Consider the following 24,481-nt stretch of genomic DNA (forward strand, 5'->3'; position numbering starts at 1 on the left):
AGGGCGCTCACGCGGCGATTTTGATCCCGGTCGTTCCCAGCGAAAGCATTTCCCGCAGTTTTTCGACAGTGATCCAGTCATCGTTGCGATCACTGGAATAACAGAATCCGTCCGGGCAGGCGATGCCGTTGTGGCGGTCCATGTAGCCGTTGATGTCCAAGCCGAAGTGGATCGGCAGGATCGCGTAAAAATTTTCGAGGCGCACAGTGTTCCGCGATTCGTCCTCGGGGATCATTACTTCGTGGAGTTTTTCCCCCGGCCGGATGCCGATCACGTCGATTTCGCATTCCGGGGCGACGGCCGTGGCCAGATCAGTCACCCGCATGCTCGGGATTCGGGGAACGAAAATCTCGCCCCCCTCCATGATGTCGAGACTGTTGAGCGTGAAATCCACTGCTTGGTCGAGCGTGATCCAAAACCGGGTCATCCGCGTGTCGGTGATCGGCAGACGGCCGGAGGAACGCATCTTCAAGAAAAAGGGAATCACGCTGCCGCGGCTGCCAACGACGTTGCCATAACGAACCACGCTGAACCGGGTCTTCTTGCCGCCAACGAAGTTGTTCGCGGCGACGAAAAGTTTGTCCGAACAAAGTTTGGTGGCGCCGTAGAGATTGATCGGGCTGGCGGCCTTGTCCGTGCTCAGGGCGATTACCCGGCGAACGCCGGCGTCGATCGCGGATTCGATGACATTCGACGCCCCGAGGATGTTGGTCTTGATCGCCTCCATCGGGTTGTATTCGGCGGCGGGGACGTGTTTCAGAGCAGCGGCGTGAATCACCACGTCGATCCCCTCGAAGGCCCGCTTCAGTCGCGGCTGGTCGCGGACATCTCCGATGAAATACCGGATCTGCGGATATTCCTGCACAGAGAACAACTGCTGCATTTCGAATTGTTTGAGTTCGTCCCGGCTGAAGATCACGAGTTTCTTCGGCGGGTTCGGCAGGCTCAGCAGGTGTTTGGTGAGATTATTGCCGAGCGAACCGGTTCCACCGGTGATCAGGACCGAGGTTTCGCTCCAATTCATGCGTCGTCCGCCTCGCGTGCTGGTTAGCCTGAAAGTCATCGTCCTCACCTCGGGAGATGAAGCAAGGCTGTCTATTAAACAAATTTCGCACAATCCACGCAACCCGAACCACGAACAGTTCGGGCGGCCTGAAAAGGCCGACACCATCGCTTCATCCGTTGTGATCGGTTCCGGTTGTTACCCAACTGCAATGATTATTTGGGCTCATCCGACAGGTTCGAACTTGACTTGATGGATTGAGTAAATGCAGAGGTGAAAGAATTCTTGGTTACGCGAAGTATAAAAAGGATCGGGGCGACAAGACGGCTATTGAACTTTTTATTGCCGGGGTCCAATGCTGGGAAGCCAGTTTGAGGAGGTGGATGTATGACGATTAACCCCACTTCCTTCGCATGAGCATCCAGGTCCCCAAGGCTGTCTAAAATCGATTCGGGGTTGTTTGCCGAATAATCTTACAGATCAACAGGTTATGTCGTTTGTCTGCCATCATCTTTTTCCTTGGAATGGCATTTCGGAGGCCAAAACAAATCACAAAAACAGCCCCGAAAGAACACCGCGATCCGCTGAAACTTGCCTGCCATTACCAGGTACTTATCGAATCCGGCAAATTCAAAAACCGGGCCGCACTGGCCGCCATCTCGGTGTCAGCCGGGCAAGGGTGGCCTCGCGGAAGAACGTTTCGATGGCCGCCGCAAGAGTAGGCTGGTTATCCTTGACATCGAGCACATCCTCGCAGCGTCCCTCGACGATTTGGGCCGCGATCACTTTCTGACAGCCCATGGCGTCGGCGGGTTCATTTATGAGGTGATTGTCAAAATGGCGAGGTACGACCGCTGAGGTGTCGCGTTTAGCTGCTGCCAGAAGCCCCTGAACGCGGAAAGGTTCTCCTGCGAGGGCGTTCAGTGTCACTGTTTGCGACGGTTCAGCGACCGACTCCGACCACAGCCGGCTCGCCGCCGTCGGCCGGCTGGATATCTAGAATGCGGACGATCCCGCTTGAGCGGGCTCCGGTCACCGGGTCGAACCGCCGCGCCTCCAGCCAACGACGAGGCGGCCCTTGGACCCGTTCCAACGAGTTACGGAACCACTGTGACGGGCCTTTGTACCGCTCGGCGGCCACGCCTTTGGCAACCATGAGGCCCCCAACGTCCGAGTTGCCTTGTTGATGAAACGCAACTCCCAGCAAATACCAAGCACCCGGGTCGGCAGGGTCGTAGGCGACGGCCTGTTCGAGCAGTGCCTGTGCTTGGCGGCAGTCGCCCTTGTTCAGGGCATAGGCCCCCCCGACGCCCAAACGCTCAGCCTGCTCGCGAGCATTCCACCGACGAAACTCGTCGAAGTCCTCCCGCAGAAATTTCAAGTCCCTGTTGGTTTGGTCTATGCGCTGCTCGAGTTTGGCCACGCGACGCGTGATCCGCTCCAAATCACTCCGTGTCAGGCCCAAATCTTCCCCGAGTTTCAGCACGCGGTCGTCGACCACATCAATCCGTTTCCCGAGCCGGCGCTCGGACTCTTCGCTCTTCAGCCTGTTCGCCTCGATCATCTGCACAAGTTTGCCGTGCCGAGCGTCCATTTCCCGAATCGTCTTCATGAATGCCGCCCGCACCTCTTCCTTGGTCGCCGCCTTGGCGACGGCACTCTGGAGGGCGTACAGCCGCTCGGCGTGCGCCTCACTGCGGCCGGCCAGGGCCGAAATCTCTCGCTGCATCTCCCGCAAGTCCGGCTTGCCAGTTACGACATCGTACCCGGCACTCAGCGTTTCGCCGAGGACCCACGTCACCAAGAACGTCACTATGGCGGTGGTGGTGATCGGCTCGAACGCTTTTGCCCGTGGTTGAGGCGAGCCGAACAGCACAGTCACGACCACCATGAGACACGAAAGCCGCCCAAAGATCATATGTCGCATTTGAAGAACTCCTGCTTCCCCGTGGCCGTCGTCGCCTCCTTGCGGTGACGGATTGCCGAATGGATGAGCCACATCCGTGTGGGTCGCCGTGGCCCCGTAAGGGCCTGATGGAAAGAATGCCGCCCAGCCCGCAGTGCGGACATGGCACAACTGAGATTTGAAATGATGAGGGCGAACATCACTGCAAATTCATTTGAGGGATATTTTATTTTGATCTGACAAATTCCATGAACAAAGCTTCAACTTGTGACGCAGTGTTAGGTGCCACGCAGCGAGAAATTGGCAGTTACTCGCCTCCCGGACCGCCGGACGAACCTAGATCGTACGAACTACCGTCGTAGGAGCCGTACGACGGGTTGTGGTCTTGCGCATTCTGTGTGTCACAGCCATGCTGTTCCAGTAGTTCACGATCATGTTGCTGCTGGTCGATCCACTGCTGTTCGCCCTGGTTCAGTTCAGACGGTTGCATGACTTCCCAAACGACTCGTGCCACGGAAAACCAACTCATGTGAAACTCCTATTTGAGTGTTTGAAGTTGCGTGTGATGGCCCGCCACTGAGACGGGTCACCATCGACAAACTTCAGAGTTTGATGTGGAAAGAATTGCCGCTCTTGTCCGTGACGACCACTGTCCCGCCGGCGTTCAGGGTGTCGCGCTCCTGCGACGTGAAGGTGTGGCTGCCGATCACTTTGGCAGTCAGCCCGGTTTGCGAGTGCGTGATGCGGTGGTAGAAGTCGATCGCGTCGTTCCCGATCCGCAGAAACACGTCTGCCAGCTGGAAGTAGGGCAGCGAGCGCGTCATTCTCGCGGAGGCGTTCAGCCGCGGCGGGGGGGGGGTAGGTTTCGGATTTGGCTTCGGTTGATACTGCATTAGACCAAACTCCAGCCGCTTTGTTTTCATCAGACGTCAAGCAGCGGCGGCTCAAACGCCCAACTCTCAGGAGAAAAACAGGACTCACTCAATCAAAACTCGCACGAAGCGAGGTTGCCCCGATGGTGAGATGCGGAGGGGAGGTTATTCTTTGCCCAGACTAACGGGCATTACCGCTCGTGCGCCGGACATCTACAACGACAGCAGGCTGCCAACGACCACTTGGTCTTTGCTGCGGCTTCCGAGGGGGCTTCTTGCCCCTGCGAACCGCCCGACGAGCGTTTCTCGTAGGTGTGCGCCGCTATCGCCCATCCTCAACGAGGAAGGCTCGACCACGAAACGGCAATTGTCCGGCATCTAACAGAGGATTGGGGTAGACATGCCAAAACCAAGATGTACAACGATATGGCAAGTTACACTGTACATTTGTTTGTGATACTTTCCGGCTTAGGCTGCAAAACTAAACCAGAAAGCGTCGCTCCTCGGCATAATTATAGTTATGCCGAGAATTAAAAAGCAATACTAATTCTGCGATTTTCTGTCGATTTGATTTGCCAAACCAATCAGCGTTGCTGACCTTCTTGATTCATTTTTCGTTTTCCACCAACCGTAATTTGAAATGGAAGCAATTCGGTCAATTCTTGGTTAGATGGGCCATTCGTTGCTCCGATTGGAATCAGCCGATACTGCTCTTTTGCATCAAGGTATTTAAGATTAGCTGCTTTTTGAGTCCTGGGCTCAAATAAGCGACAACCCAACCCGATTACCTCTTTCATGACCCATTCACAGAATGCATGTCGTTCGCTGGAGGTTTTTGGCATGGCATTTTGAAACTGCTCTCGCAACTTGGCATCGAAGTAAGGCTCAAACCTGATCGCGGCCTGCTCCAACTCGTCCTTCAAGGGAGCAATTTTACTTGCAGCCTCCATCTCAATGCTTTCGCACTCAGCCAGAATTCGTTGGCTCAACTCAAGCATCTCGGCGTACTTTTCTTTGTATTCTTCGGGTGGGTTTGGTCTGGGCTCCGGCCTGATTATGTCAACGAATCCCCGCTTCCCTCTCGACTCTGCCATTAGCCATGCCTTTAATGCTATAACATTTGTAATAATAACATCGTTTATAATATCATCGTTTTCGATCTTGTTCAATGTTTCCTTTAAGCGGTCAATCGTCGGATTTGGTTGGGAAGTCTCGCGGCTCATTTCACCGTAGGCATCCCCGATGGCCGCCACCATTGATGCTTTTGCAGCTTGGTAGTAATGGTTGGTGAAGCGGCCCTTGCTGGCCCCCATCATGTCGGCCAGCGTGTTAATCGCGTTGATGATGTGCGACCACAACTCGCCCTTCTTATCGGAGTTGCTCCCCATCTGCTTGACGCTAACTGCCACGATTTCCTCCTGACTGACACACTGTTTGTTCCACGTGGTTTCGGTCTTCGCGTAGACCCCGGCGAGAGTTTCATTGGCGGTTTGGTGGTCAGGTGAGCGGTCCTGACTGGTGGCCTCCACGATACTGGCCAGCGTGTTAATCGCGCCGAGGATTTGCGACCACAATCTGTCCTGCTTGTGCTTGTGCCCGCTCCCTTTCATCTGTTCAAGGCTAGCGTCCACGATCCCGTTCTCAATGCTACACTTCTTGCTCCACGAGATTGTCGTTTGAACTGGGGTTGGCGGTGTCCGTGGCATAGAAATCATCCTTTTCGTGAGCCAAGCGATGGATTGCGGGCAAAAGATCGCGGCCTCGGCAGGTCGGCCCACAACACGCGGGAAATCCGTGGTGAGGGATTCATATTCCACACGCGAGGTGGTATTCGAGGGGCCAACCCCGATAACCACATGGTAGGTGACAACCCGTGAAGGACGAACCGGATATCCCATTGCCGGCGTACGCGATAGAATGCAAAATGCACCAGACACCAAGGCAGGCTCCTATGACCGGCAAACAATCCGAGTCGGAAATCGACCGCCAATTCGACATTGATGTTGCTCTCGGCCAACTCCAGTTGCCACAACACCGGTCGGATGAAATGATCCGTCTGTCAAAAGCGGTCCGAAGCCGGTTAGTCGATCTCGCGACGGACATCGACGCGGCGGCAGGGACCGGGCTAGTGAAGAAAAGCGATGATCTGACACTAGAGTACACCAAAGTCAGGCTGTTCGGCTCTGGCCAGGGAGCAGACGTGTCCGGGATGCGGAGTGTGTTGAACTTCGACCGAAAAGCCGCAGAGTTCATCCGATGGTGGCTCGTCACCCAACTGAAGGCGTGTGAAGAGAGCGAGCAGGTAAAGGCGTTACTGACGTTTCACGCCGCCCGCACAGAAGAGAGTATCGCTGAAGCGTTCGCGCTTCTCGTTTACGTCGGCCGGGAGGTCGATGAGGCGGCAGATCTGGCAGGCAAGCCGATTTCTGAAATGGAAATTTTGCAGGCAAGAATTATCGGCACCTTCGTGGGAGTTAGCAATATCGCTGATTTCGCAGGATCGCCCACTCCCTTCCCGAACCACCCAGCCATTGGCAAGTACAATATCCCCGTTACCCCCGTCATCCCCGTTCGAAAGATCGATAACCGACGAGCAATTTTTGTCGCGTCGATAGTTCTGGGTGCTGGAGCAGTAGTGGTCTTCCTGCTCTGGAAAGGTTACGACAGACAGGCTGAACCCACCAAGACCGTTCCGAGCGACCCACGACATCAAGTCCCGAAGCCTGTCCCAATTGATCCAACTCCTGGAACCGAGAAGACGGTTTTGATCGGTGATCCTGCAGTCGAGATGACCTTCTGCTGGATTCCCCCCGGCGAATTCGAGATGGGAGCAGGCGAGACGGATGACAAGAACAAGCCACGCAAGGTCAACTTCAATAAAGGATTTTGGATGGGCAAAACAGAAGTGACGCAAGCTCAGTGGAACGCGGTTGGTTTGCGCAATCCAAGCTTCGTCCAAATCAAGGTTGCCGACATGCCCGTCGAAGGAGTCTTGTATGAAAAGGCGAACGAGTACTGTGACAAGATGAGTAATCTCACCGGTAAGCGGATTCGGTTGCCGAAAGAGGCTGAATGGGAATATGCCTGCCGTGCGGGAAAGAATACGAAATTCTCCAGCGGCGATGCCGCAAGCAGTCTCCGAACCGTTGGCTGGTACAAAGACAATAGCGGGGATAAGGTTCATTCTGTTGGCCTCCTGAAAGGCAACGACTGGGGCCTGCAAGACATGCATGGCAATGTGTCGGAATGGTGCCAGGATTATTACGGCCCGTATGACCGCCTGGAACCCACTGACGGCGATTCTGTACCTGTACAGCAAGCCGATGAGTATAGAGGATTTGCGGTCCTTCGCGGCGGCAATTTTCGGATGGACGCAACCAGATGCCGTTCGGCAGGGCGTGACAAATCGCCGCGAATCGCTGCTCCTCAAGCCGTCGGATACTTTGTCGGATTCCGGGTCTGTTATTCAGACTAGTGGGTCACTTGTGTTGGGCGTGGCCATCATTGCGACGGCCAAATTTTCGGAGGGATTTCTTGGTTTGCGCCCCAGATCTGCCGACGCGATGGCGGTGTTCGCGTTGTCTCTTTCGCCGGACGGCCCGTTTTCCTCCCCAGACAAACGGCGTGGGATTTTTGTTCCAATGACCGGCGACCGACTCAAACCAGGGCATGATTTCTTCGGGATGTGAGGGATTCTGTCCGGCCAGCACCCGGCGTTTGAGAACCCGTTGGATGCTCTCAGCCATGTTCTGCCACACCCCGGAAAGCGGGGTGAACAGCGACATGATGCCATGGGCAAACAGCCACAGGACGAAGGTCGGTGTCTTGAGGCCGGCCAGGTTAGCCAATACCAACAACATTCGCAATTGTGGCAACTCCTCCGGCAGCGTGATTCGGACCTTCAGCCCCGTCTGCCATTGCTCTCACGCCAGGCATGATGAAGCCTTCGCCTGAACCGTCTTGGATTGATTGGCAAGAATCTCCGACAATTCGTGTTGCAGCCAAGGATGCAACACGCGAGTCGAACATGAGATCACTCCTTTGAGCCGCGTGACTCCGTTGGCCAGACGAAACTGCGTCATCACTTTGGCGGTCCAGTTGCGGACATATTCATGCGGCAACCGGGCCGGTTCGCCTTCCGGCTCCCAACCGGTGCCTTCGTGCGGAATCGTCGGAAATGGCCCGGCTTAGTCGGCACACCAGACGGGCAACCCCATGGCTTCCCCGAGGGTGTAAGCGTCTTCGATCAGTATTTTTCGGCATGACGTCGGGATTGGTCACCGTTGACCGCCCGGTCTTCTGGCGTCGGACGGCTTGGCCGGTCGGACACCAGGTGCCACAGCGTTGAATCGAATACAGACGAGCTGTAAGTCCGTCGGTCCGCTTACTTAGTGGCTATCACCGTCTCCGCTTATGGCAGCGGCCGTTCGAATGCATTGGCAATCCTTGCCTTCATTGGGCATGCCCGTCCCTGATCTTTTTTCACTGTCGTCTTTCACCAGAGGTATGAGGAGGGTTCGGAGCGTGGTGCAGGCCGAATGGTCTTCGGCGTCACTACAAACGAACCTTTCCGAAAAAATCTCACAGTTCGCCAGTGCAATTGGTAATCTCCAAGGTTCATGAAAAAAATTGCCGTCCTTCGTGTTTCGCGTGCCGATCTTCTTGACGGGGCATACTTCTCGGCGGGGAATTCTGATGGCCTTTGCCGATTTGCGGAGCTTGATTGAAACAATCAAGAAGATGAAGAACGCGAAGCAATTCGCTCCCTACATCGACTACATCGTCTTTCCAAAATACCGTCGCATCGCGGCGAACCAACGGATTGACTTCGCGTTCCCCCTTACGGTGCTGGTCGGAAGAAACGGCTCCGGCAAATCCTCGATTCTGCACGCGCTGGCCGGCGCGCCCGAGGGTAAAAGCGTCGGGCGACACTGGTTCGGAACAAGGGTTGATCCCATTGACGAAGCGTCCGATTCAGCCACTGTCGGCAATCATGTTCTGGCATCAGAAGAGCAGGCACGTTTCTGGTACAGCTACATGGACAGCGGAACGGAACGTCAGCCAATCAAGCAGAGGGTTGGGCGGGGGGGCGATCCAGACAACTGGGAGCCAACGCGATGGGGCAAAAAATACGGGATGACCGTGCCCCCGGATGAGAAGGACGGCCGCCACCCTCAAATCAAAATGGACTCGGAATATCTGAGTTTGCGACTTTATTTAAGCGCGTTCGACAAATGCTATTATTTCGCGTCCACGCGCACACTGCTGGAATTTCAAAAAAGCGGTCCGTGGCAGGCGGTTGTAAATGCGGCTCAAGAAGCCGCAGATCGTAAGAAAATCGCGGCAAAACCCCGCCGCCAAGTGCGAAAAACCGCGCAGCCACGTGACTACATCAGACATCGATCAAAATGGTTGGAACAAGTGCTTAGGTCAGGGGAGGGGTTTGCCAAAGGCAAGAACTTGCTTGCAGAAGCTCCAGAACCATTGTCCCTTGAATTGCTGGCAGTTGTCAGCCAGATTGTCGGCAAAGCCTACACGTCGGGATGGTTGGTGTGGCATCGCTTTTACGAATCATGGGGGTATTCCGTCCGTTTCGTCACGGATGCCGGCGTGTACACCGAAGCGAATGCCGGGAGCGGTGAAACGGCAGTTGTAATGATCGCCCGTCTGTTTGAGCGGGCCAAGCCAAATTCACTTTTGCTGCTTGATGAGCCGGAAACCTCGCTCCATCCCGGAGCACAGGCTCAACTGCTCCTCTACATCTTGAAGAAAATCAAGGAGAAGCGACTGCAAGTCGTCTTGTCCACCCACGCCCCGTCGTTCGTTCGTCATCTGCCACGCGAGTCGATCAAAGTCCTGCAAGCCGCGGGAGATGGCTTCGTCAACATTATCGACGCGGTGTCAGCCGAAGAAGCCTTTTACGAAATCGGCCAAGAATTCTCGCCCAATTGCAACATCATTGTCGAAGACCGGCTTGCGAAGGCCATGCTGGACGCGGTAGCGAAATCACAGGGGCCGGCTTTCGCCGCAAGGGTTCGTATCAGGTTCGGACCCGGCGGCGATACGGCAATGAAGCAAGACGCGGCAGTATTCATCAAGGACATCCCGGCTGTCCCAATCATGATTTTCGACGGTGACAAGCGGCGAGCGCACATCGACACTGGTGAAATCAAAGGATCGCTGAGAAACGCGCAGGCCCTGGACGAAATCATCAGGGAGCAATCGGGGTTGGATGTTCGATTCACCCAAGATTCCAACATGCCGGATTCACGGAAAGTTCAAATCAGACTCGATTACTTGGATTACTTCAAAAACAAAGTGTTTTATCTTCCATTCAACACGCCGGAGGAGGCGCTTTGGTCTGACGACGCGGCCCGGGCATATCTCGAAACCACGCTTGAAAAAGCCGAAGTCGATTCGACGATGAAAGCTCTTTTGGCCGAGTCGAACAGCAAAAAGAAATTTGCAAGACTCGCCGCCGCTTTGGGGGATGACGACCTGGCGACGACGAATGTCCACGCCATGTTCGTCAAGAGGTTTGTCTCCCAGAAAAATCCATTGTGCAGTGAAATTGCGAACCTGCTCAAGCAAGCTCTCGCCGCAGCGGAGAAAGAGAATGCTTGAAGTAATTGATTTGTTTTGCGGAGCTGGCGGCATGAGTTGCGGCCTGCGTTCGGCAGGGTTGAGGATTCGGGCCGGCGTGGACTTTAACAAATTGAGCGTCGAAACGTATCGCCGCAATTTTCCAAGGGCTCGCGGTGTGTGCGCCGACGTGAAAGATGTTCGCGCCGCAGACCTTGCCGCTCTGCTGGATCGCAGGAGGCCGTTCGTTCTGGCCGGATGCCCTCCGTGTCAATTGTTCAGTCAGTTACATCGGGCCTCGCGACCCGTCGGAGAGGAATTTGGGCATTATTTGCGGCTTCTCTGGGCTCTCAGGCCCGATTACCTCGTGTTCGAGAACGTGCCGCGCATCGTGTCCTACAAGAAGGCTTGGGAGCGGTTACTGAATCGGTTGCGCCAACTCGGATATCACGTCACTTTCAAAGTTGTTTCATCCGAGACTCTCGGAGTGCCGCAGAAAAGGAAGCGGCTCGTTCTGGTGGCCGCGAAATCGGAGATTATATTGTCCGATCCTGACGTTCGGTCGATCAAAACGGTCCGGGATGCTATCGAAGGCCTGCCTGAGAGCGATTTTTCGATTCCGAACCATGTCACCATGAAACTGTCACCCGCGAACTTGGCGAGAATTCAAGCGACCATGAAGAATGGCGGCCGGAGCAAGATGCCGCGCAGCGCTTTTGACGACAGTTATGGCAGAATGCGCTGGGACGCGCCCGCTCCCACAATCACGACCCGATGTATTTCCTTCTCCAATGGCTGTTTCGGCCATCCTGAATATGACAGGGCGATCACCGTTCGTGAGGCAGCCCTGCTCCAGGGGTTTGACCGGGATTTCCGGTTTGTGGGCGGGGTGTGGGAGACCGCAAAACAGGTTGGCAATGCAGTGCCGCCCCCCATTGCTCAATGGCTTGGAGAAAACATCCTGAGGCATTTTCGGGCTTCGTAAAGCTTCCGTATCAGATCATTCGCCATTCACATATTCCTCAATGCCGGAATCTGATGCATTTGGAATCGGTATGAGAATTTTGGTAAAAATGCGGTCCGGAAGCCATTTGTATGGCACCAGCACGCCGCAGAGTGATGTCGATTTGAAGGGAGTTCATCTTCCTCCAGCAAACGACATTCTACTTCAGAGAGTCTTGCCTGCGATCAAGTCAAGATCGAAAGTCACACCAGACCTCCGCAATACGGCCGGGGACACGGATTCGGAATCTTTCTCATTGCAAAAATTCTTGCAGGATCTGCTTGCAGGGCAGCCAGTGGCACTTTCGATGCTCTTCACCCCGGATTCCTTCATATTTGAAACGACCGATGTCTGGGACGAAATCCGTGGGCACAAGCGGCGGTGGCTTCATCGGTCCATAAAACCGATGGCCAACTTCTGCCGACATTGGGCGAACGCGTCCAAAATCCCGCCGAAAAATGACACGCAAACGGACTGGAAGGGCATGGCCCATGCTGTCCGCATGTGCCATGAGGCCGAAGAACTGCTAACCCACCATGTGATAACCTACCCGCGACCCGAGGCGGAGCTCTTGGTGAGAATTCGTAGCGGCGTGATCTCTCAAAAAGACTTGGCAGAAATGATTGGCGAGGGCGTGGGTCAAATGGAAAAATCCATGTTGAATTCCACGCTTCCCGAAAGCCCGGATGCTTTGCTTGCGGATACTGTTGTCGCCGCACAGTATCGCTTGGAAATCACAAATTCCAGCTAAATGAAATCGTCATTTTTGCCCCGCAGGTCGAGCAAAATAGTTAGCGCAACGCCCCAGGCGTTTTGCCGGATTTTTTACTTTCCAGTGTTGGAAAGCTGGCCAATCTAAAACCGACAATGGTTATGCGAATTAAATTCGCGCAAAGGCTTTAGGAAACGCAAGTGGAGATGGGACGTCGCCCACAGAAAGGCACGTCAATATGATGAATTAGCACTCTTTTTTTCAGGTTTCTTCTTGCCATTCGTGTCTTCATCAGCGTCCAAAAGTTTTTAGAAACGTTCGGGACGGACTGTTCTTGAGTATCAGTCACATTGCCATCAAGCATTCAAACATCATTTTTGTTTGGCGTTCATCATGCATTTTTCATTCAAGTCCTTCGCCGGCACCAAGGCGTCATGGCTGGCGAATTTCACGGCCGTCGCGGCGTCTCGCAGGCAGAGGCCGCTTTCCAGCGAAAACCCTACACGCCTTTTTCCCTGGCCCAGAAAGTTCTTGAGGTGTTGGATCAAAAGTGAACCGGCGGGTGATTTGACAACCGTCGCCCGAACAGCACTAAAATCTATCCCGCCGGTTGCAAATGACTCTAATCACCCGGCTCCGGCCGGTCAATGAAAAATCCGGTCATTTGAACATCTTGCCAGCCATCTGTTATGACAATCCGGAAGGCCGTCGCCAAATGCGCAAATTTGGGGTCAATGGCTGGTTTTTTCCTCAACATACTTCGTTACGCCACCTCTCGACCGTCGCCGTCGGAGTGTTTCGTCGCGGGGGTATGTCGTCGAATGACGCCCCTGCGGCGAAATGCGACAGAGGCGGCGGCCGGGCCTCTCGACCGTTCACTAGAGCCAGAGGAGGATTCCGAGCGGGGGTTGGCTTGTCATCCGAAGAGCCCGGGCCGCGAATCGTTTCCGATGTCTTTCCTCGCATGGCTGACGCGGCTTCCGAACCCAGATGGCCGGTTGCCCGGAATGTCCGTGAACGATGCAGGCGAACCGGCTGTGTCCTCATCCTCAACGACCGAGGGCTGAAGCATCTCAGATTCAACGACGGCTTTTTTCTCAACGGCCTTCTCGCGGATTCGCGCCGTCACCGGGCGTTCCGCCCTCATGGCCGTCGGTGCCCCCGCCCGCGGCGGCACCGACTCCACCATGTTTGACGCCCGGAGATTCTGGATTTGCATGGCAAGTTCGTCCACAGTCGGTCCTTCCACGTCCGTTTCGGTGGCTTTTTCCGACAGCCCCAACTTCAGCCGGTCGCGCAGGCCGGTGAGTTTCCTCTGGAAGTCTTCGTGAGCGAAGGTCTTTCCAAGCCGGGTTTCGTAATCGTGAAGCTGCCGTTCGGAGATTTTCAAGTCTTCCTTCGACCGTTGATGTTCATCGGGATAGGAGTCGATCAAACGATCCAGCGCGTTGAACACCGCCCGGGGACCGGGGTTGTCCTTCTGGAAGTCGATGCGACGGGTCACCTCGCCCTCAAGGCAAGCCTCCACCCCTCCCAAGGGATGAATGACGAGGCCAAACCAAAGACCGCGATATTTGCCCATCGGAACCATTCGGGTCTCGCTGATGTTTGTCGGCAACTGCTCCAGCCGCCGGCCAAGAACGGGCATGGCGTCATCACGGGAATAACCGTGATTGTTGATGGTCACGGGATCACCTTGATGCGACTTGATGGCTTCCATGTCGCTTTCGAGACCGGACACCCGCCGGCCCAACCGCCGGATGGTCGCGGGAAGCTCCCGAAGGTTTCGGCGGGCGAGGTATTGTTCGTCGTGATGGTTCTTTCGCAGGATGGCGAGGCGTTGCAACTCGGCGTCGGCCTCCGCGAGCGTCAGCACCGCCGGGTTGCCCGAGGCGATGGCCTTCACCTCGGCGTAGGAAAGCTCCTGCCCGCCAATGTCCTCGGCCTTCCGCACGGCGCAATCGCCGCTCATCACCTGGGCGATGAAACGTGCCTTGGTCTCCAGCGCCTGCCACATATAGGCGTCGAAACTGCTCTCGGTCACGTATCGGTAAATGGCGACCTCCTCGTTCAGGTTGCCCTGCCGGAGGATGCGTCCTTCTCGTTGTTCAACCTCGGCGGGCTTCCACGGGGCGTCCAGATGGTGCAGGGCCACGAGCCGCTTCTGCACGTTGGTGCCGGTGCCCATCTTGGTCGTGCTGCCGATCAGCACTCGCACCGTGCCTTGACGAACTTTCTCGAACAGAGCCTGCTTTTTGGCATCGGTGTCGGCGTCGCCCATGATCGCGATCTGACATGCCGGAATGCCATGATCGGCCAGCTTTGAAGCGATCTCGTCATAGACGGAGAACGGATTCGGATGCACGCCCATGTCGCAGAAGACCAATTGCGTGCCGCGCGTGTCTTCGGCCTTTTTCCAGATGGCGACGACGTTGCGGACCAGGGCGTTGACTTTCGAGCCGGGGAAATCGCCCGCCGCCCCGAGCATCCTTCCGTCCAAGGCCAGCTTGCGGCCGTCGGTCGTGATGGCCAGGGCGTTATCCACTCTTGGATCAATTTTCTGACTGCGAATGCGGTCGTACCTTTCGATCAGTTTGGTTTGCAATTCATGCTGCTGCTCCGACATCGGGCAGGCGACGGTTTTCGGCTTGCCGCCTTCGAGCGACGGCCGTGGCAGGTCAAGCATATCCGCCGTCTGCACGTCCGCGAACGCGCGGAACATTTGGGTCAGTTCCGGCAGGTTCACGAATCTGGCGAAGCGACTGCGGGGCCGGAGGCTGGCGCCGTCCGGGGAGATTTCCATCGTGTCCACCACCTCCCCAAAGGTCGCCGCCCAGCCGTCGAAATGTTCGATGCCGCGCGAGCGAAGTCCGGCCGGGTCGAAATACCGTTGCACTGTGTACATTTCGACCATGCTGTTGCTAATGGGGGTGCCGGAGGCTCCGACGAGTCCGTATCCCGGATGTTTCTCATCGAGATACACGGCCTTCATGAATAAGTCGAACGACCGCTCGCTCCCCCCCGACGCAATGCCCGCGACGCGATCCATTTTGGTTGGCGCCTCCAGGTTCTTGTACGCCTGAAACTCATCAATGAAGAGTTGGTCAACCCCGAGTTCATCGAACACCAACCCGTCGTCCTTCTTGTCTTCCGCAAGCAGATTTTTCAACTTCTCCTCGCGGTTCGCCTTTTGTTTTTCCAGGGTCTTGATGATGTTGCGGCCCCTAGGCGCCTTGTCGAGCAACAACTGCTCGTACTCTTTGATCTGATCCCGAAGAAACTTCTGCTGATACTCGCCGGACATGCCGATTCGCTCAAAGCTGGAATGCGTGACGATGATCCCCTCCCAATCGCCGGTCGCGATCTTGGCGGTCAGGAACTTGCGACGTTCCTTCGTGAAATCTTCCTTGCTGGCGACCAAGAGCTTGGCGTTCGGGTAAAGCTGGAGCCATTCCCGGCTGAATTGCTCAAGCATGTGGTTCGGACAGACGATCATCGGCTTGTTGACAAGCCCGGCCTGTTTCATCTTCATGGCCGAGGCGATGCAGACATTGGTTTTGCCCGCGCCGACTACATGCGCCAAAAGCGTGTTTCCGGCCGTCATGCAGCGCCACACCGCGTCCACCTGGTGCGGCCGAAGGGTGACGGCCCGGCTCATGCCGGGGAATTTGAGATGAGAGCCGTCGAACAGACGCGGCCGCAGGTTGTTGTAAGTGTCGTTGTAATCCCGGACGAGGCGCTCCGTTCGGTCGGGATCGGAGAAGATCCACGCCTTGAACTTCTCCCTGATCTGTTTCTGCTTCTCACGGGCGGCCAGCGTCTCGGTCTGGTTGACAACCCGCTCCTCCCGGCCGCCGTTCATGACCATGTCGTAAATGACGGGGGTCTTGAGGTTCAACGCCTGGTCGAGCAGGGACGTTCCGTTAATCCGGGCGGTGCCGTAATCGGCCGTGGCCGCGACCGAGTTCATCGCCCGGTAATCAGGCTCCAGCGTCCAGACCGCGTCTTTTTTCAGATGTCCGACTTTAAAAGAGTCGGCCGTCACGCCGAACAGGTCGCCCGCAAACGCCCGGACATCGGACGCGGGAATCCACGGGGCGCCGAGGTTGGCGTCGATATCGCCGGGAAGCACGTCCTCCGGTTGCACCTGGCTGAGCGCCTCGACGTTGCGGGCGTATTCCGGCCCCGACTTCCCGGCGGCAACCAGTTTCGACCGGACGTTCCCAGACAAGTAGGTATCGGCGGTTTGCCACTGTTTCAATTCCGGGTCGCGGTAAATCAGGTCGCCCAGTTCGGCGACGATCTCCTCCCCTGGCTTGCCGTAGAGCGTGGCGATGTACGGCAGGTCAATGCCGCCCTTGTGATCGAGGGACACCAGCAGTCCCTCCTCGGCGCTGGCAACTCGGGTGACGGGCGGCTTGGGGCCGACCACGTCCTTCCTCATGATGGCGGCCTTCTCCGCCTTGCCGGTGGCCTCGTCGTACTCCTCCAGCGACATCACCAGCATGGCATCGGGATCTTCCCGGAACTTCACCAGATTCGGCATGCGCCGGATCGACGTGCCATCCTTGGTTTCACTGAATGTCGTCTTGTTGACCGGCCCGAAGGACATCACAAACCGGTCGTAAGCCCGGTTCAACGCCCGGCGTGCCTCCTCGCGGTTCGCCATCGGCCAGTCCTCGTTCTGGGATTGCAAGACGCGCCGGGACAGGTCGCGCAACTCGATAAGGGAGCCGAACCGGCGTCCGCCCATCGTGCAGTCGGCTTTCTGAAGGACGCCGCCATAAGTGACCGGTTCAGAGCGGCCGTCTTCCACCTGCCGGATGATCCGGTCTTCGCCGATGAAAAAACTGCCCTCGGAGATGTGCGGCAGCGGCGGGGGCGGCGGGGGCGGGACGAATGCGGGTGGTGTGTTTCGCGATGAGGGGCGGGGTGTTTCGACGGGCAGAGGGATCGGCTTTTGGGATTCCGACTGAAGCGGCTCGAAGGCGGGGAGCCGTTTGACGGCCTCGTGAAGCCGGGCGGACAAGTCGCCGTTGGACGTGACACTGTAACCTTCGCGGTAAAGGTTGTCTTTTCGGCCCCACGTTCCGAGGACCATCTCCGGATGGTTGAGGAAGTATCGGTTGATCGGGATTTCCACTCCTCCGATGTTGAGCGGTGACGTGCCGAGCCAATCTGGGTCGGCGTGGGCCGGTTCCTGCCCCTCCACCCGCTTGCGGAGGAAGACGATGTCGGTCACGACCGCCGTGCCCTCCCGTTTGAAGGCGTCGGATGGCAGACGGATCGCCCCGAGAAAATCCGCCCGGCCGGCGAGGTATTCGCGGATGGCGGGATTCTGCTTGTCGAGGGTGAAATGAGAGGTGACCAGGGCGAGGACGCCGGCGGGTTTCAGTGCGTCTACCGACTTGGCAAAGAAATAATCGTGCAGGGAAAACCGCTGTCCGTGGTGGTCGAGCTTCACGTCGGCGAAGGGGACGTTGCCGATGACCGCGTCCAGTTCCGGCAGGCGGGTGTCGCGAAAATTCTCGATCCGGATGTCCTGGCCGGGATGCAGCAACCGGGCGATCCGGCCGGAGACACCGTCCATTTCGACGCCGATGAAGCGAAAGTCCGGGTTGATGAACCGGCCGATCCCGCAACCGGGTTCGAGGATCTTGGCGCCGGCGGACACGCCCAGGCGGGAAAGGGCCAGTTGCATGGCCTGGATGACGACCGGGAAGGTGTAAAAGGCATTGAAGGTCGTCCGTTTGGCGCTGTCGTACTCCTGTGGCGTCAGAAGGGATTTCAGTTCTTCGCCAATTTCGCCCCAGCCATCCTTGAATTGGTCCGTCACCGGATCGGGGAAGACCGAGAGGGCAACCGGGCCGAAACCTCCAAAACGGGCCAGGATTAAGCACTCGTCAGCGTTGGCGGGCCGCCCTTCGCCTTCCGCTTGTTTCATGACGCGGATGGCGTTGAGGAGATCGCGGGCCCTGGCCTTCCCGCCCGTCGGGAGTTCCGACAGGTATTGCATGAAATCCGCCGTATCCGCCAACCCCGGCCCAAGGGAATGATGGTCCGGGGAGCGACCGGTTCCGGCCGGAAGTGGCGCGTCGATGTCGGCGACACGCGGAGAATCGCCGTTTGACGGGGAAACGGATTGTTCCTTGCTCTCGGCCGGCGGGTTGATGATTGCCTCGCCAATGGTTTCGACGGTGTCAGGAATATCGTCGTAAAGCGATCGGGCCCGCGGCCGGGAAGCCTTGACGCGATCCGCGTGGGAGGAAAAACCTGATGGTGAACGCTTGACGAGATTGGTGAAAAGCGAGGAAGCCGGGTTTGACGGGATCGTCGGGGGAACAGGCGAGGCCGGCGCGTCCGACGGTTCCTCCTCCGGCGAGGTGGTGAAATCCAGCAGGGGCTGGCGGGGATTCGGGCGTTTGCGGGGCATGACCGGGAATGGCGACGTGGTTCCCGACGGTCGTACCCGGATTTTCCGGCTTTCACAACCGATAAGAAGGTTTTTCGTACCTCCCCTCTCCGTCGACCGGAACAGCGATCGATTCTTTTCGCGGAGCGAGACCGGTTGGTTGACATCCCCTGCCGGGTTCGTTACCTCTCGTTCGGGTCCGCCCCGGCCATCCGGCCCAGACGGACCCAAACCCGAACGAGAGGTATCGCCCCCATGGCAAAATCCCGAGCAAAAAGATCCGAACCACAGACTGAAACCGAGTCGCCCGGCGGCGCGGAAGCCGACTTCAATCCCGGCGAATTTGACCCGTCGATGCGTTCACCCGCCGGTCCGTTCTCCGGTGATGTCGGGGAGACAGACCACCCCGACACAGACGCGAGTGATGGATTGTCCATCCAGGACGCGCCGGTCAACGGGCACGCCGCCGCGCTGGCCGGCAATCAAAGGGCGAAGGCGCCGGACCCCTTCGGCATCGAGAGCATCAGCGGCGGCGGGAACTGTGTCCGGCTGTCAAAAAGCGCCGCCGATGGCGCATGGGTGATCCGCTTTGACAGCGCCCCCAATGGCATGACGGACGAAGAGGGCGTCCCCTATGGCCGGGAGCGGCCGCATCCGGTGCTGGAATATCTCAAGAGCGAAGGCTACCGCTGGGGATTTGCGAACGCGGACGGGAAGGGCGGTTGGGGAAAGTTGATGCGAGAGGGTCGCTATTCTCACGCCGAGCATCTGGAGGTCCGCCAAACGCTGGCCCGGGCGGCCGAGATGATCGGGGCCAATCGGGAACAGAATCGCATCCCGGATTGAAACCCTTGATTTTCACCAAAAACCCCCGCTCCAAAAACAGCGGGGGTTTTTGTTTGTTCAATCCGGCCTGCTTGGCCGGCCTTCAATTCTTGAGACTTGCTCGCGGAATTTTTCATGTTCGTATATGGGCGGTATTATGATTTGAAATGAATGAGCCGATCGGCCAAATTCTATTGTTCAATATCACCAATGACAGAAGATGTAATCGTAAAAAGTATCACCGACCGTCGTGACGGAACAGACATGGCCGGACGACAGCGACACTCCGAACAAGTCACCCATGAGGTTCGCGGCATTCTCCTTGCCCAGCCGATATCGCCCGGTCAGCAACACCACGCGGGGACCGGCCTGGCCGGCCATCCCTTCAGAAAGCAAGCCGCCGGTCGAAAACCCGCAGGAACAAACCCGTCGGTGACGTTGATATTCCGTGACTTCGGGCCTCGCCGGCGGCAGTTCGGTCACTTGAAAACGCAGCTTCGTATCGGTTCCGGTCAGTGGCCCGGAAGCAGTTGCGGCATTCGGCGGTCGGGATCAGCTTCCGAGATTGCCCGAGATGCCCCGGCTGGCCACCCGCCTTTTTACCGGACAAGGGTTTCGGGGGAGCGGCTTGACAGCCGGTCCGTTGTTCGATGGAGGCTTTGAAGAGTTGTGCAAGTTCTGGCCGAGTTTCACTTCCAGTTCCGCGATCTTCGCCAGAAGCAATTGGATGAACGCGGCCGCCTCCTGCGGCCATGTCACCATCATCTCCGGCATCCGCTTCGGAACTTCCATGTGGCACACGCCACCATAATCTCACGAACATAAAACCATGGGTCATGAACTCTTACCTCCCATGTCCTTGGCTAAATTCTTTTCATGAAATTATCGTAACGCTGGGGGTTTGCACCGGTTGTGGAATCTTATATCCCTTTGATCTCGCGTATCCTTTTTATTCGACTCAAAAACCCGCAAGGAACTTGCATGCGCCGCTGGAAGCTCTCCCTTTCTCGCAGTCTGTTTAACCGCCCCACCGTCTCTTTCCACCGACACACTCTCAGGGTTGAGACGTTGGAGTTAAGGGACGTGCCAGCCGCCATCCCTGGCCTGTTCGCAACCGGAGTCAACGACAATGGATTGCCCTTGGCGGCCGGTGACTCGGACTCCCACTGGCAATTGGTCGCGGCCCCCGGCGCGACGGAGGCCGCCCCGGCCGTTGCGGTCGATGATTCAGGATTCCCTTTTCCGTATTGGATGGCCAACTCTAACACATCTCGCTGGCTGTCACAGCACAGTAACGAAAATGTCTTTGCCAGCGGAACCGATGAATTACCAGGCCAGTATACATACGAGACATCCTTCGATTTGACCGATTTCGATCCATCCTCGGCATCGATCACCGGACGGGTCGCCGCCGACGACACCGTGGTCGCTGTCATGCTAAACGGACAAGACATTGGTTTCCAATCAGACGGCGGGAGCGATTTCGCCGCCTGGCGGAATATTTCCGCGACCACGGGTTTTGTCTCGGGTGTGAACACGCTCGACATTGTCGTGACGAACAATGATGGCGGGCCAGGCAATCCAAGCGGGTTTCGCGCCGAATTGAGCGGAAGCGCCAAACTGATCGGCGCGATAACCTTGACGGCCTCGACTGAAGCCCCCGTGGCCGGCCAATCTATCACACTCACGGCGACAGTCGCGGCGGCAAACTCACCATCGGCCATTCCAAGCGGAACTGTTGCGTTTACGTATGGCGGGGCATTGCTGGGCAGCGCCCCGATCATCGAAGGCGTGGCGACCCTTTCGACCACACTGCCTGCCGGAGTCGTCGAACTGGCCGCGAATTTTGCCGGAGGCGGTGATGTTGGCCGGCAGCAGGGCACGCTCGAACTGAATGTGGGGCAGGGGACTGAGGCGCCGGCCGCCGCCCCGTTCAATTTGTTTTCAACCGGAGTGAGCGATGAGGGATTGCCGCTCGCCGCCGGCTTCATCGATCCGCATTACTTAATCACTTCCACTCCGACATCCACCGCCATCGGGCTGGCCTCAGCCACAAACTCAGGCAGTTTTCCATTCCCGTATTGGGCGGCCGACTCGTCTTCGTCCGGGTGGATTTCACCGAACGCCAATGAAAATTCGTCCATCAGCGGGGTAGGCGAACCGGCGGGCTTGTACACATATGAAACCACGTTTGACTTGACCGATTTTGATCCGTTTTCGGCGGCGATCACCGGTCGAGTGGCGGCCGATGACACTGTTGTCGCCATCAGACTCAACGGGCAGGACGTGGGATACGTTCCGTCCGGCGGTTCTGACTTCGCTGATTTTCGTCCGGTGTCCATCACTCGCGGATTCATTGCCGGGGTGAACACCTTGGAATTTATCGTGGAAAACGGCGCCGGTGATTTGCTTAACCCGAGCGGATTTCGCGCCGAGTTGAGCGGGACGGCCAAGCCCTCCGGAGGTCTCACGATAACGGCATCCACAGATACTCCGGTCGCTGGTCAGCCGGTTACTCTCACCGCCACCGTGACATCCCCGGACCCGACCGCCGCGACGCCATCGGGTGGAACCGTCGCCTTTTTTATTGGCGGCAAATTCTTGGGCGCCGCCGAGTTGGCGGGCGGCCAGGCGGTTTTGACAATCTCCCTCCCGGAAGGGGAGGGCGATCTGAGCGCCAGTTACCTGGATGACAGTTCAACCGGTTCCTTGTCGCTTCCGGTGGATCCGGCTGAAGGTGAGGTTCCTGTGCCGTTCGATGTCTACTCAACCGGGGTGGACGACACCGGCATTCCGCTGACACCAGGGGCGGCAGACCCTCATTACTCGCTTTCCGGCGGGTCTTCGTACGCCACCTTGGGTGGCTATCCGTTCGGCGGTTACTGGACAGCCAACAACGACACTTCAGCGTGGGTGTCGCCGCATGCCAACGAGAACAGCATGTCGGGCGGCGGCGGAGTGTCCGAAGCGGCGGGAGATTACACCTACCAGACAACTTTCGACCTGACCAACTATGATCCCGCGACGGCGAGGATCACCGGTCTGGTGTCGGCGGACAACCGACTTGTCCAAGTCCTGATCAACGGAGTAGATTCCGGGTATGTCCCGTCCGAGGATGGAGTCAGTGATTTCCGCTCTCTTCGATCGCTTGACATCACGTCCGGGTTCGTTGAGGGAATCAACACGTTGACTTTCGTCACACGAAACTACGATGACTCCACGTCCAATGCGGCGGGACTGCGGACCCAATTGTCAGGCACAGCCGTGCGAGTCAGCGGCGGAATCAGCGGTCAAGTCTGGCGAGACGCCGACGAGGATCAGCAATTGGACAACGGCGAAGGAAGTCTCGCGGGCGTCGCCGTGGATCTCGTGGCGGCGGATGGCCAGCATGTGGCAACGCAAGTCACGGACATGCAAGGCTCTTATTTCTTCCCGACCAAGGATCTGGTCCCCGGGGACTATCACCTTCAATTCGGGGTTCTGCCGGGATTCACCCGTGATCCCAAGGGAGGAAGCAGCGCCCCGGACCAAGACACCGGTGACACGGAGACGTTCCCGGTTACGGATGACACTCAGGTCAGCTATAACTCCGGCATGCTGAAGGCGGGAACTGTGCATGTTTATTGGCTCCAAGGAACCACCCCGAGCGGAAAGAAAGAAGATGACGGCCTGTATGTGAATGTGGTCAAAAACTTGCAGGATGGCGCGTACAAGGATAATGATAAGGTGAAATGGACGGGTTTTCCCACGGGCGTCACCTCAGGCCAAGCCTTGGACAAGGCCGGTGCTGGTCGAGCCGTAGCGGAAGCGATTGCAAAAGACGAAGCGGCTGCGAAAAAGGCCAGTCCGGAAGACAAATTCGTGATGATCGCCTATAGTTGGGGCGGTCAGATCGCAAAACATGCCTTGAGAAATTCGATTTTCGAACCGAAACTGGGAATTGGCGCCGACTTCGGAAAGCGAAAAGATCCGTCATTTACCATGAACGACGTTTTCTTCATCGATCCTGTGCGGGCTGACCTGGGTGATGAACCGATGACTTCAAAAGAGTTGAACCCGGATTTCCCGCAGGCGGGATTCCCCAGTCCGACTGACCCGGCAATTGTAAGAGGAGCTATCTGGGGTTCGATCGGCAAGGCTTGGGATTGGTATCAACAAGTTGACAAAGGCAAGTCTTTGTACGTGGACATCGCCGGGCACACAATCGGCAAATCAATCCACGGTGTTGCGGTTGCCGATCCTCGATTCACGAACAAACAATACACAAAAGATGACTTCACCAATCCGGACGGGGCTCATAGCGAAATCGTTCAAAAGAAAGAAATCAGGGATACAATCGAAACCGAAATTGACAAGTTGCTAGCCCCGCCAAAACTTCCGGAGTAACTGCTGTGTTGCAATCTCTCTGCCTGATGTTGCTGGGACTATTGCCCCACAACAATAATGTCTCGTCGGAAGCCATTGCTCGGCGGTATTTCATGGTCGCGTGCACGGTCCTCGCCGACATTCCGGAAAACTTTCTCTCGGAGGTCATGGGGAACGACTATGCCATAGTCTATGGTCCAATCAACGGCTATATGATTGTGAGGGGCACGCCATTGATCTTGGAATACGGACCGAAATCTAGTTCGCCACACGTCTTCTGTCTCCCGCCGCCCAAACGTCCGAATCGGATGCGAGGAGAGTGGATGCAGGGTTCGACGATTATGTGGGCGGACGGCGTCATAAAAAGCAACAAACCTTATCGGGTGGTGTTCTGGGACACTTACATGGAGACGGGCATCGCCGGCCAAAATTTGTTTTACCGTGAACGACACTTTGGACCACTCACGGTGGTCGAGCGTGGCTATCCGACCGCCGAAGAGACGCACCAGTTTTTTGCCTCAAAACAATTAAGTTTTTATGATCGTCGGTATGTTGTGAAAATCGGCCCGCTGGCTTTCTCCGTCTCCATGCCGGATGACGTGCTCGAATTGTCTATCTGGCATCGGTTGAACACGTGGCCTGGTCATCAATCGAACGCGAAGAAGCAGTGACGGTTCCGAGAGTCAGATTAATCATCTGATCCGGATTTCGGGATCCGTTGCAAGCCGAGCGTGTCCCGATTTGTGTTTCGCGGGCTAAATAGCTCCCACTCGGAACGAAAGTGCGAGTTTGCCGAAAAAC

The 24,481-nt window shown here is 56.9% G+C and carries 18 protein-coding genes; 8 read left to right on the forward strand and 10 right to left on the reverse strand.

Annotated features, from left to right (window positions below):
• Window positions 1–7 precede the first annotated feature (7 nt).
• Complete coding sequence (gene pseB, locus BGIM_RS0123990; protein ID WP_020472266.1) at window positions 8–1,024, reverse strand: UDP-N-acetylglucosamine 4,6-dehydratase (inverting); 1,017 nt, start codon at window positions 1,022–1,024, stop codon at window positions 8–10.
• Between pseB and BGIM_RS63200 the strand changes: the two genes are divergently transcribed.
• Window positions 1,023–1,256: a hypothetical protein gene (locus tag BGIM_RS63200; RefSeq protein WP_157369373.1), complete on the forward strand. Its 234-nt coding sequence runs from the start codon at window positions 1,023–1,025 to the stop codon at window positions 1,254–1,256. The two genes, pseB and BGIM_RS63200, sit on opposite strands and share 2 nt — an antisense overlap.
• Before the next feature lie 377 nt (window positions 1,257–1,633).
• Here BGIM_RS63200 and BGIM_RS68350 read toward each other — a convergent pair whose 3' ends face one another.
• From BGIM_RS68350 to BGIM_RS0124020, 5 genes are all read right to left on the reverse strand, one after another.
• Window positions 1,634–1,804 carry a hypothetical protein gene (locus tag BGIM_RS68350; protein WP_157369374.1) on the reverse strand — a complete coding sequence of 57 codons (171 nt, stop codon included), beginning with the start codon at window positions 1,802–1,804 and terminating at the stop codon, window positions 1,634–1,636.
• A 142-nt stretch (window positions 1,805–1,946) separates the two neighbouring features.
• Window positions 1,947–2,930, reverse strand: coding sequence for a tetratricopeptide repeat protein (locus tag BGIM_RS0124000; protein WP_157369375.1), 984 nt, complete (start codon window positions 2,928–2,930; stop codon window positions 1,947–1,949).
• A 286-nt stretch (window positions 2,931–3,216) separates the two neighbouring features.
• Window positions 3,217–3,438: a hypothetical protein gene (locus BGIM_RS52105; protein ID WP_020472270.1), complete on the reverse strand. Its 222-nt coding sequence runs from the start codon at window positions 3,436–3,438 to the stop codon at window positions 3,217–3,219.
• 73 nt (window positions 3,439–3,511) lie between these two features.
• On the reverse strand, window positions 3,512–3,802 hold the full coding sequence (locus tag BGIM_RS0124015; RefSeq protein ID WP_020472271.1) for a hypothetical protein: 291 nt from the start codon (window positions 3,800–3,802) through the stop codon (window positions 3,512–3,514).
• Between the two features lie 563 nt (window positions 3,803–4,365).
• Window positions 4,366–5,412: a hypothetical protein gene (locus BGIM_RS0124020; protein WP_020472272.1), complete on the reverse strand. Its 1,047-nt coding sequence runs from the start codon at window positions 5,410–5,412 to the stop codon at window positions 4,366–4,368.
• Between the two features lie 242 nt (window positions 5,413–5,654).
• Here BGIM_RS0124020 and BGIM_RS58145 point away from each other — a divergent pair, with 242 nt between their 5' ends.
• A complete protein-coding gene (locus BGIM_RS58145) occupies window positions 5,655–7,256 on the forward strand; it encodes a formylglycine-generating enzyme family protein (RefSeq protein WP_157369376.1) in 1,602 nt (533 codons plus the stop codon).
• A 4-nt stretch (window positions 7,257–7,260) separates the two neighbouring features.
• Here BGIM_RS58145 and BGIM_RS66540 read toward each other — a convergent pair whose 3' ends face one another.
• Complete coding sequence (locus BGIM_RS66540; protein ID WP_202947297.1) at window positions 7,261–7,647, reverse strand: hypothetical protein; 387 nt, start codon at window positions 7,645–7,647, stop codon at window positions 7,261–7,263.
• Window positions 7,648–8,476: 829 nt separating this feature from the next.
• Here BGIM_RS66540 and BGIM_RS0124040 point away from each other — a divergent pair.
• The 3 genes from BGIM_RS0124040 to BGIM_RS58150 are packed head-to-tail and all read left to right on the forward strand — an operon-like array spanning window position 8,477 to window position 12,117.
• Window positions 8,477–10,405: an AAA family ATPase gene (locus tag BGIM_RS0124040; RefSeq protein ID WP_020472277.1), complete on the forward strand. Its 1,929-nt coding sequence runs from the start codon at window positions 8,477–8,479 to the stop codon at window positions 10,403–10,405.
• Window positions 10,398–11,348 (forward strand): DNA cytosine methyltransferase, encoded by a 951-nt coding sequence (locus BGIM_RS0124045; RefSeq protein WP_020472278.1) that lies wholly within the window; start codon window positions 10,398–10,400, stop codon window positions 11,346–11,348. Before BGIM_RS0124040 ends, BGIM_RS0124045 begins: the two co-directional genes overlap by 8 nt.
• Window positions 11,349–11,388: 40 nt before the next feature.
• Entirely contained in the window at window positions 11,389–12,117 is a 729-nt protein-coding gene (locus tag BGIM_RS58150; protein ID WP_072022280.1) for a DNA polymerase beta superfamily protein, read from the forward strand.
• Between the two features lie 877 nt (window positions 12,118–12,994).
• Here the strand turns inward: BGIM_RS58150 and BGIM_RS52120 are convergent.
• Window positions 12,995–18,511: a helicase-related protein gene (locus tag BGIM_RS52120; protein WP_020472282.1), complete on the reverse strand. Its 5,517-nt coding sequence runs from the start codon at window positions 18,509–18,511 to the stop codon at window positions 12,995–12,997.
• 234 nt (window positions 18,512–18,745) lie between these two features.
• On the opposite strand from BGIM_RS52120, the gene BGIM_RS0124070 reads away from it, so the two are divergent.
• Window positions 18,746–19,336, forward strand: coding sequence for a hypothetical protein (locus BGIM_RS0124070; RefSeq protein ID WP_020472283.1), 591 nt, complete (start codon window positions 18,746–18,748; stop codon window positions 19,334–19,336).
• Window positions 19,337–19,519: 183 nt separating this feature from the next.
• Here the strand turns inward: BGIM_RS0124070 and BGIM_RS67250 are convergent, their stop codons facing one another.
• Both BGIM_RS67250 and BGIM_RS67255 read right to left on the reverse strand, forming a co-directional pair.
• Complete coding sequence (locus BGIM_RS67250) at window positions 19,520–19,798, reverse strand: IS66 family transposase zinc-finger binding domain-containing protein (protein ID WP_029630385.1); 279 nt, start codon at window positions 19,796–19,798, stop codon at window positions 19,520–19,522.
• 69 nt (window positions 19,799–19,867) lie between these two features.
• Window positions 19,868–20,107 (reverse strand): DUF6444 domain-containing protein, encoded by a 240-nt coding sequence (locus tag BGIM_RS67255; protein ID WP_029630387.1) that lies wholly within the window; start codon window positions 20,105–20,107, stop codon window positions 19,868–19,870.
• Between the two features lie 291 nt (window positions 20,108–20,398).
• Here BGIM_RS67255 and BGIM_RS58155 point away from each other — a divergent pair, with 291 nt between their 5' ends.
• Both BGIM_RS58155 and BGIM_RS0124090 read left to right on the forward strand, forming a co-directional pair.
• Window positions 20,399–23,701, forward strand: coding sequence for an Ig-like domain repeat protein (locus BGIM_RS58155; RefSeq protein ID WP_020472284.1), 3,303 nt, complete (start codon window positions 20,399–20,401; stop codon window positions 23,699–23,701).
• A gap of 5 nt (window positions 23,702–23,706) precedes the next feature.
• Window positions 23,707–24,351: a hypothetical protein gene (locus BGIM_RS0124090; RefSeq protein ID WP_162136281.1), complete on the forward strand. Its 645-nt coding sequence runs from the start codon at window positions 23,707–23,709 to the stop codon at window positions 24,349–24,351.
• The last annotated feature ends 130 nt before the right edge of the window (window positions 24,352–24,481 follow it).

Source organism: Zavarzinella formosa DSM 19928, from assembly GCF_000255705.1.
Classification (GTDB): domain Bacteria; phylum Planctomycetota; class Planctomycetia; order Gemmatales; family Gemmataceae; genus Zavarzinella; species Zavarzinella formosa.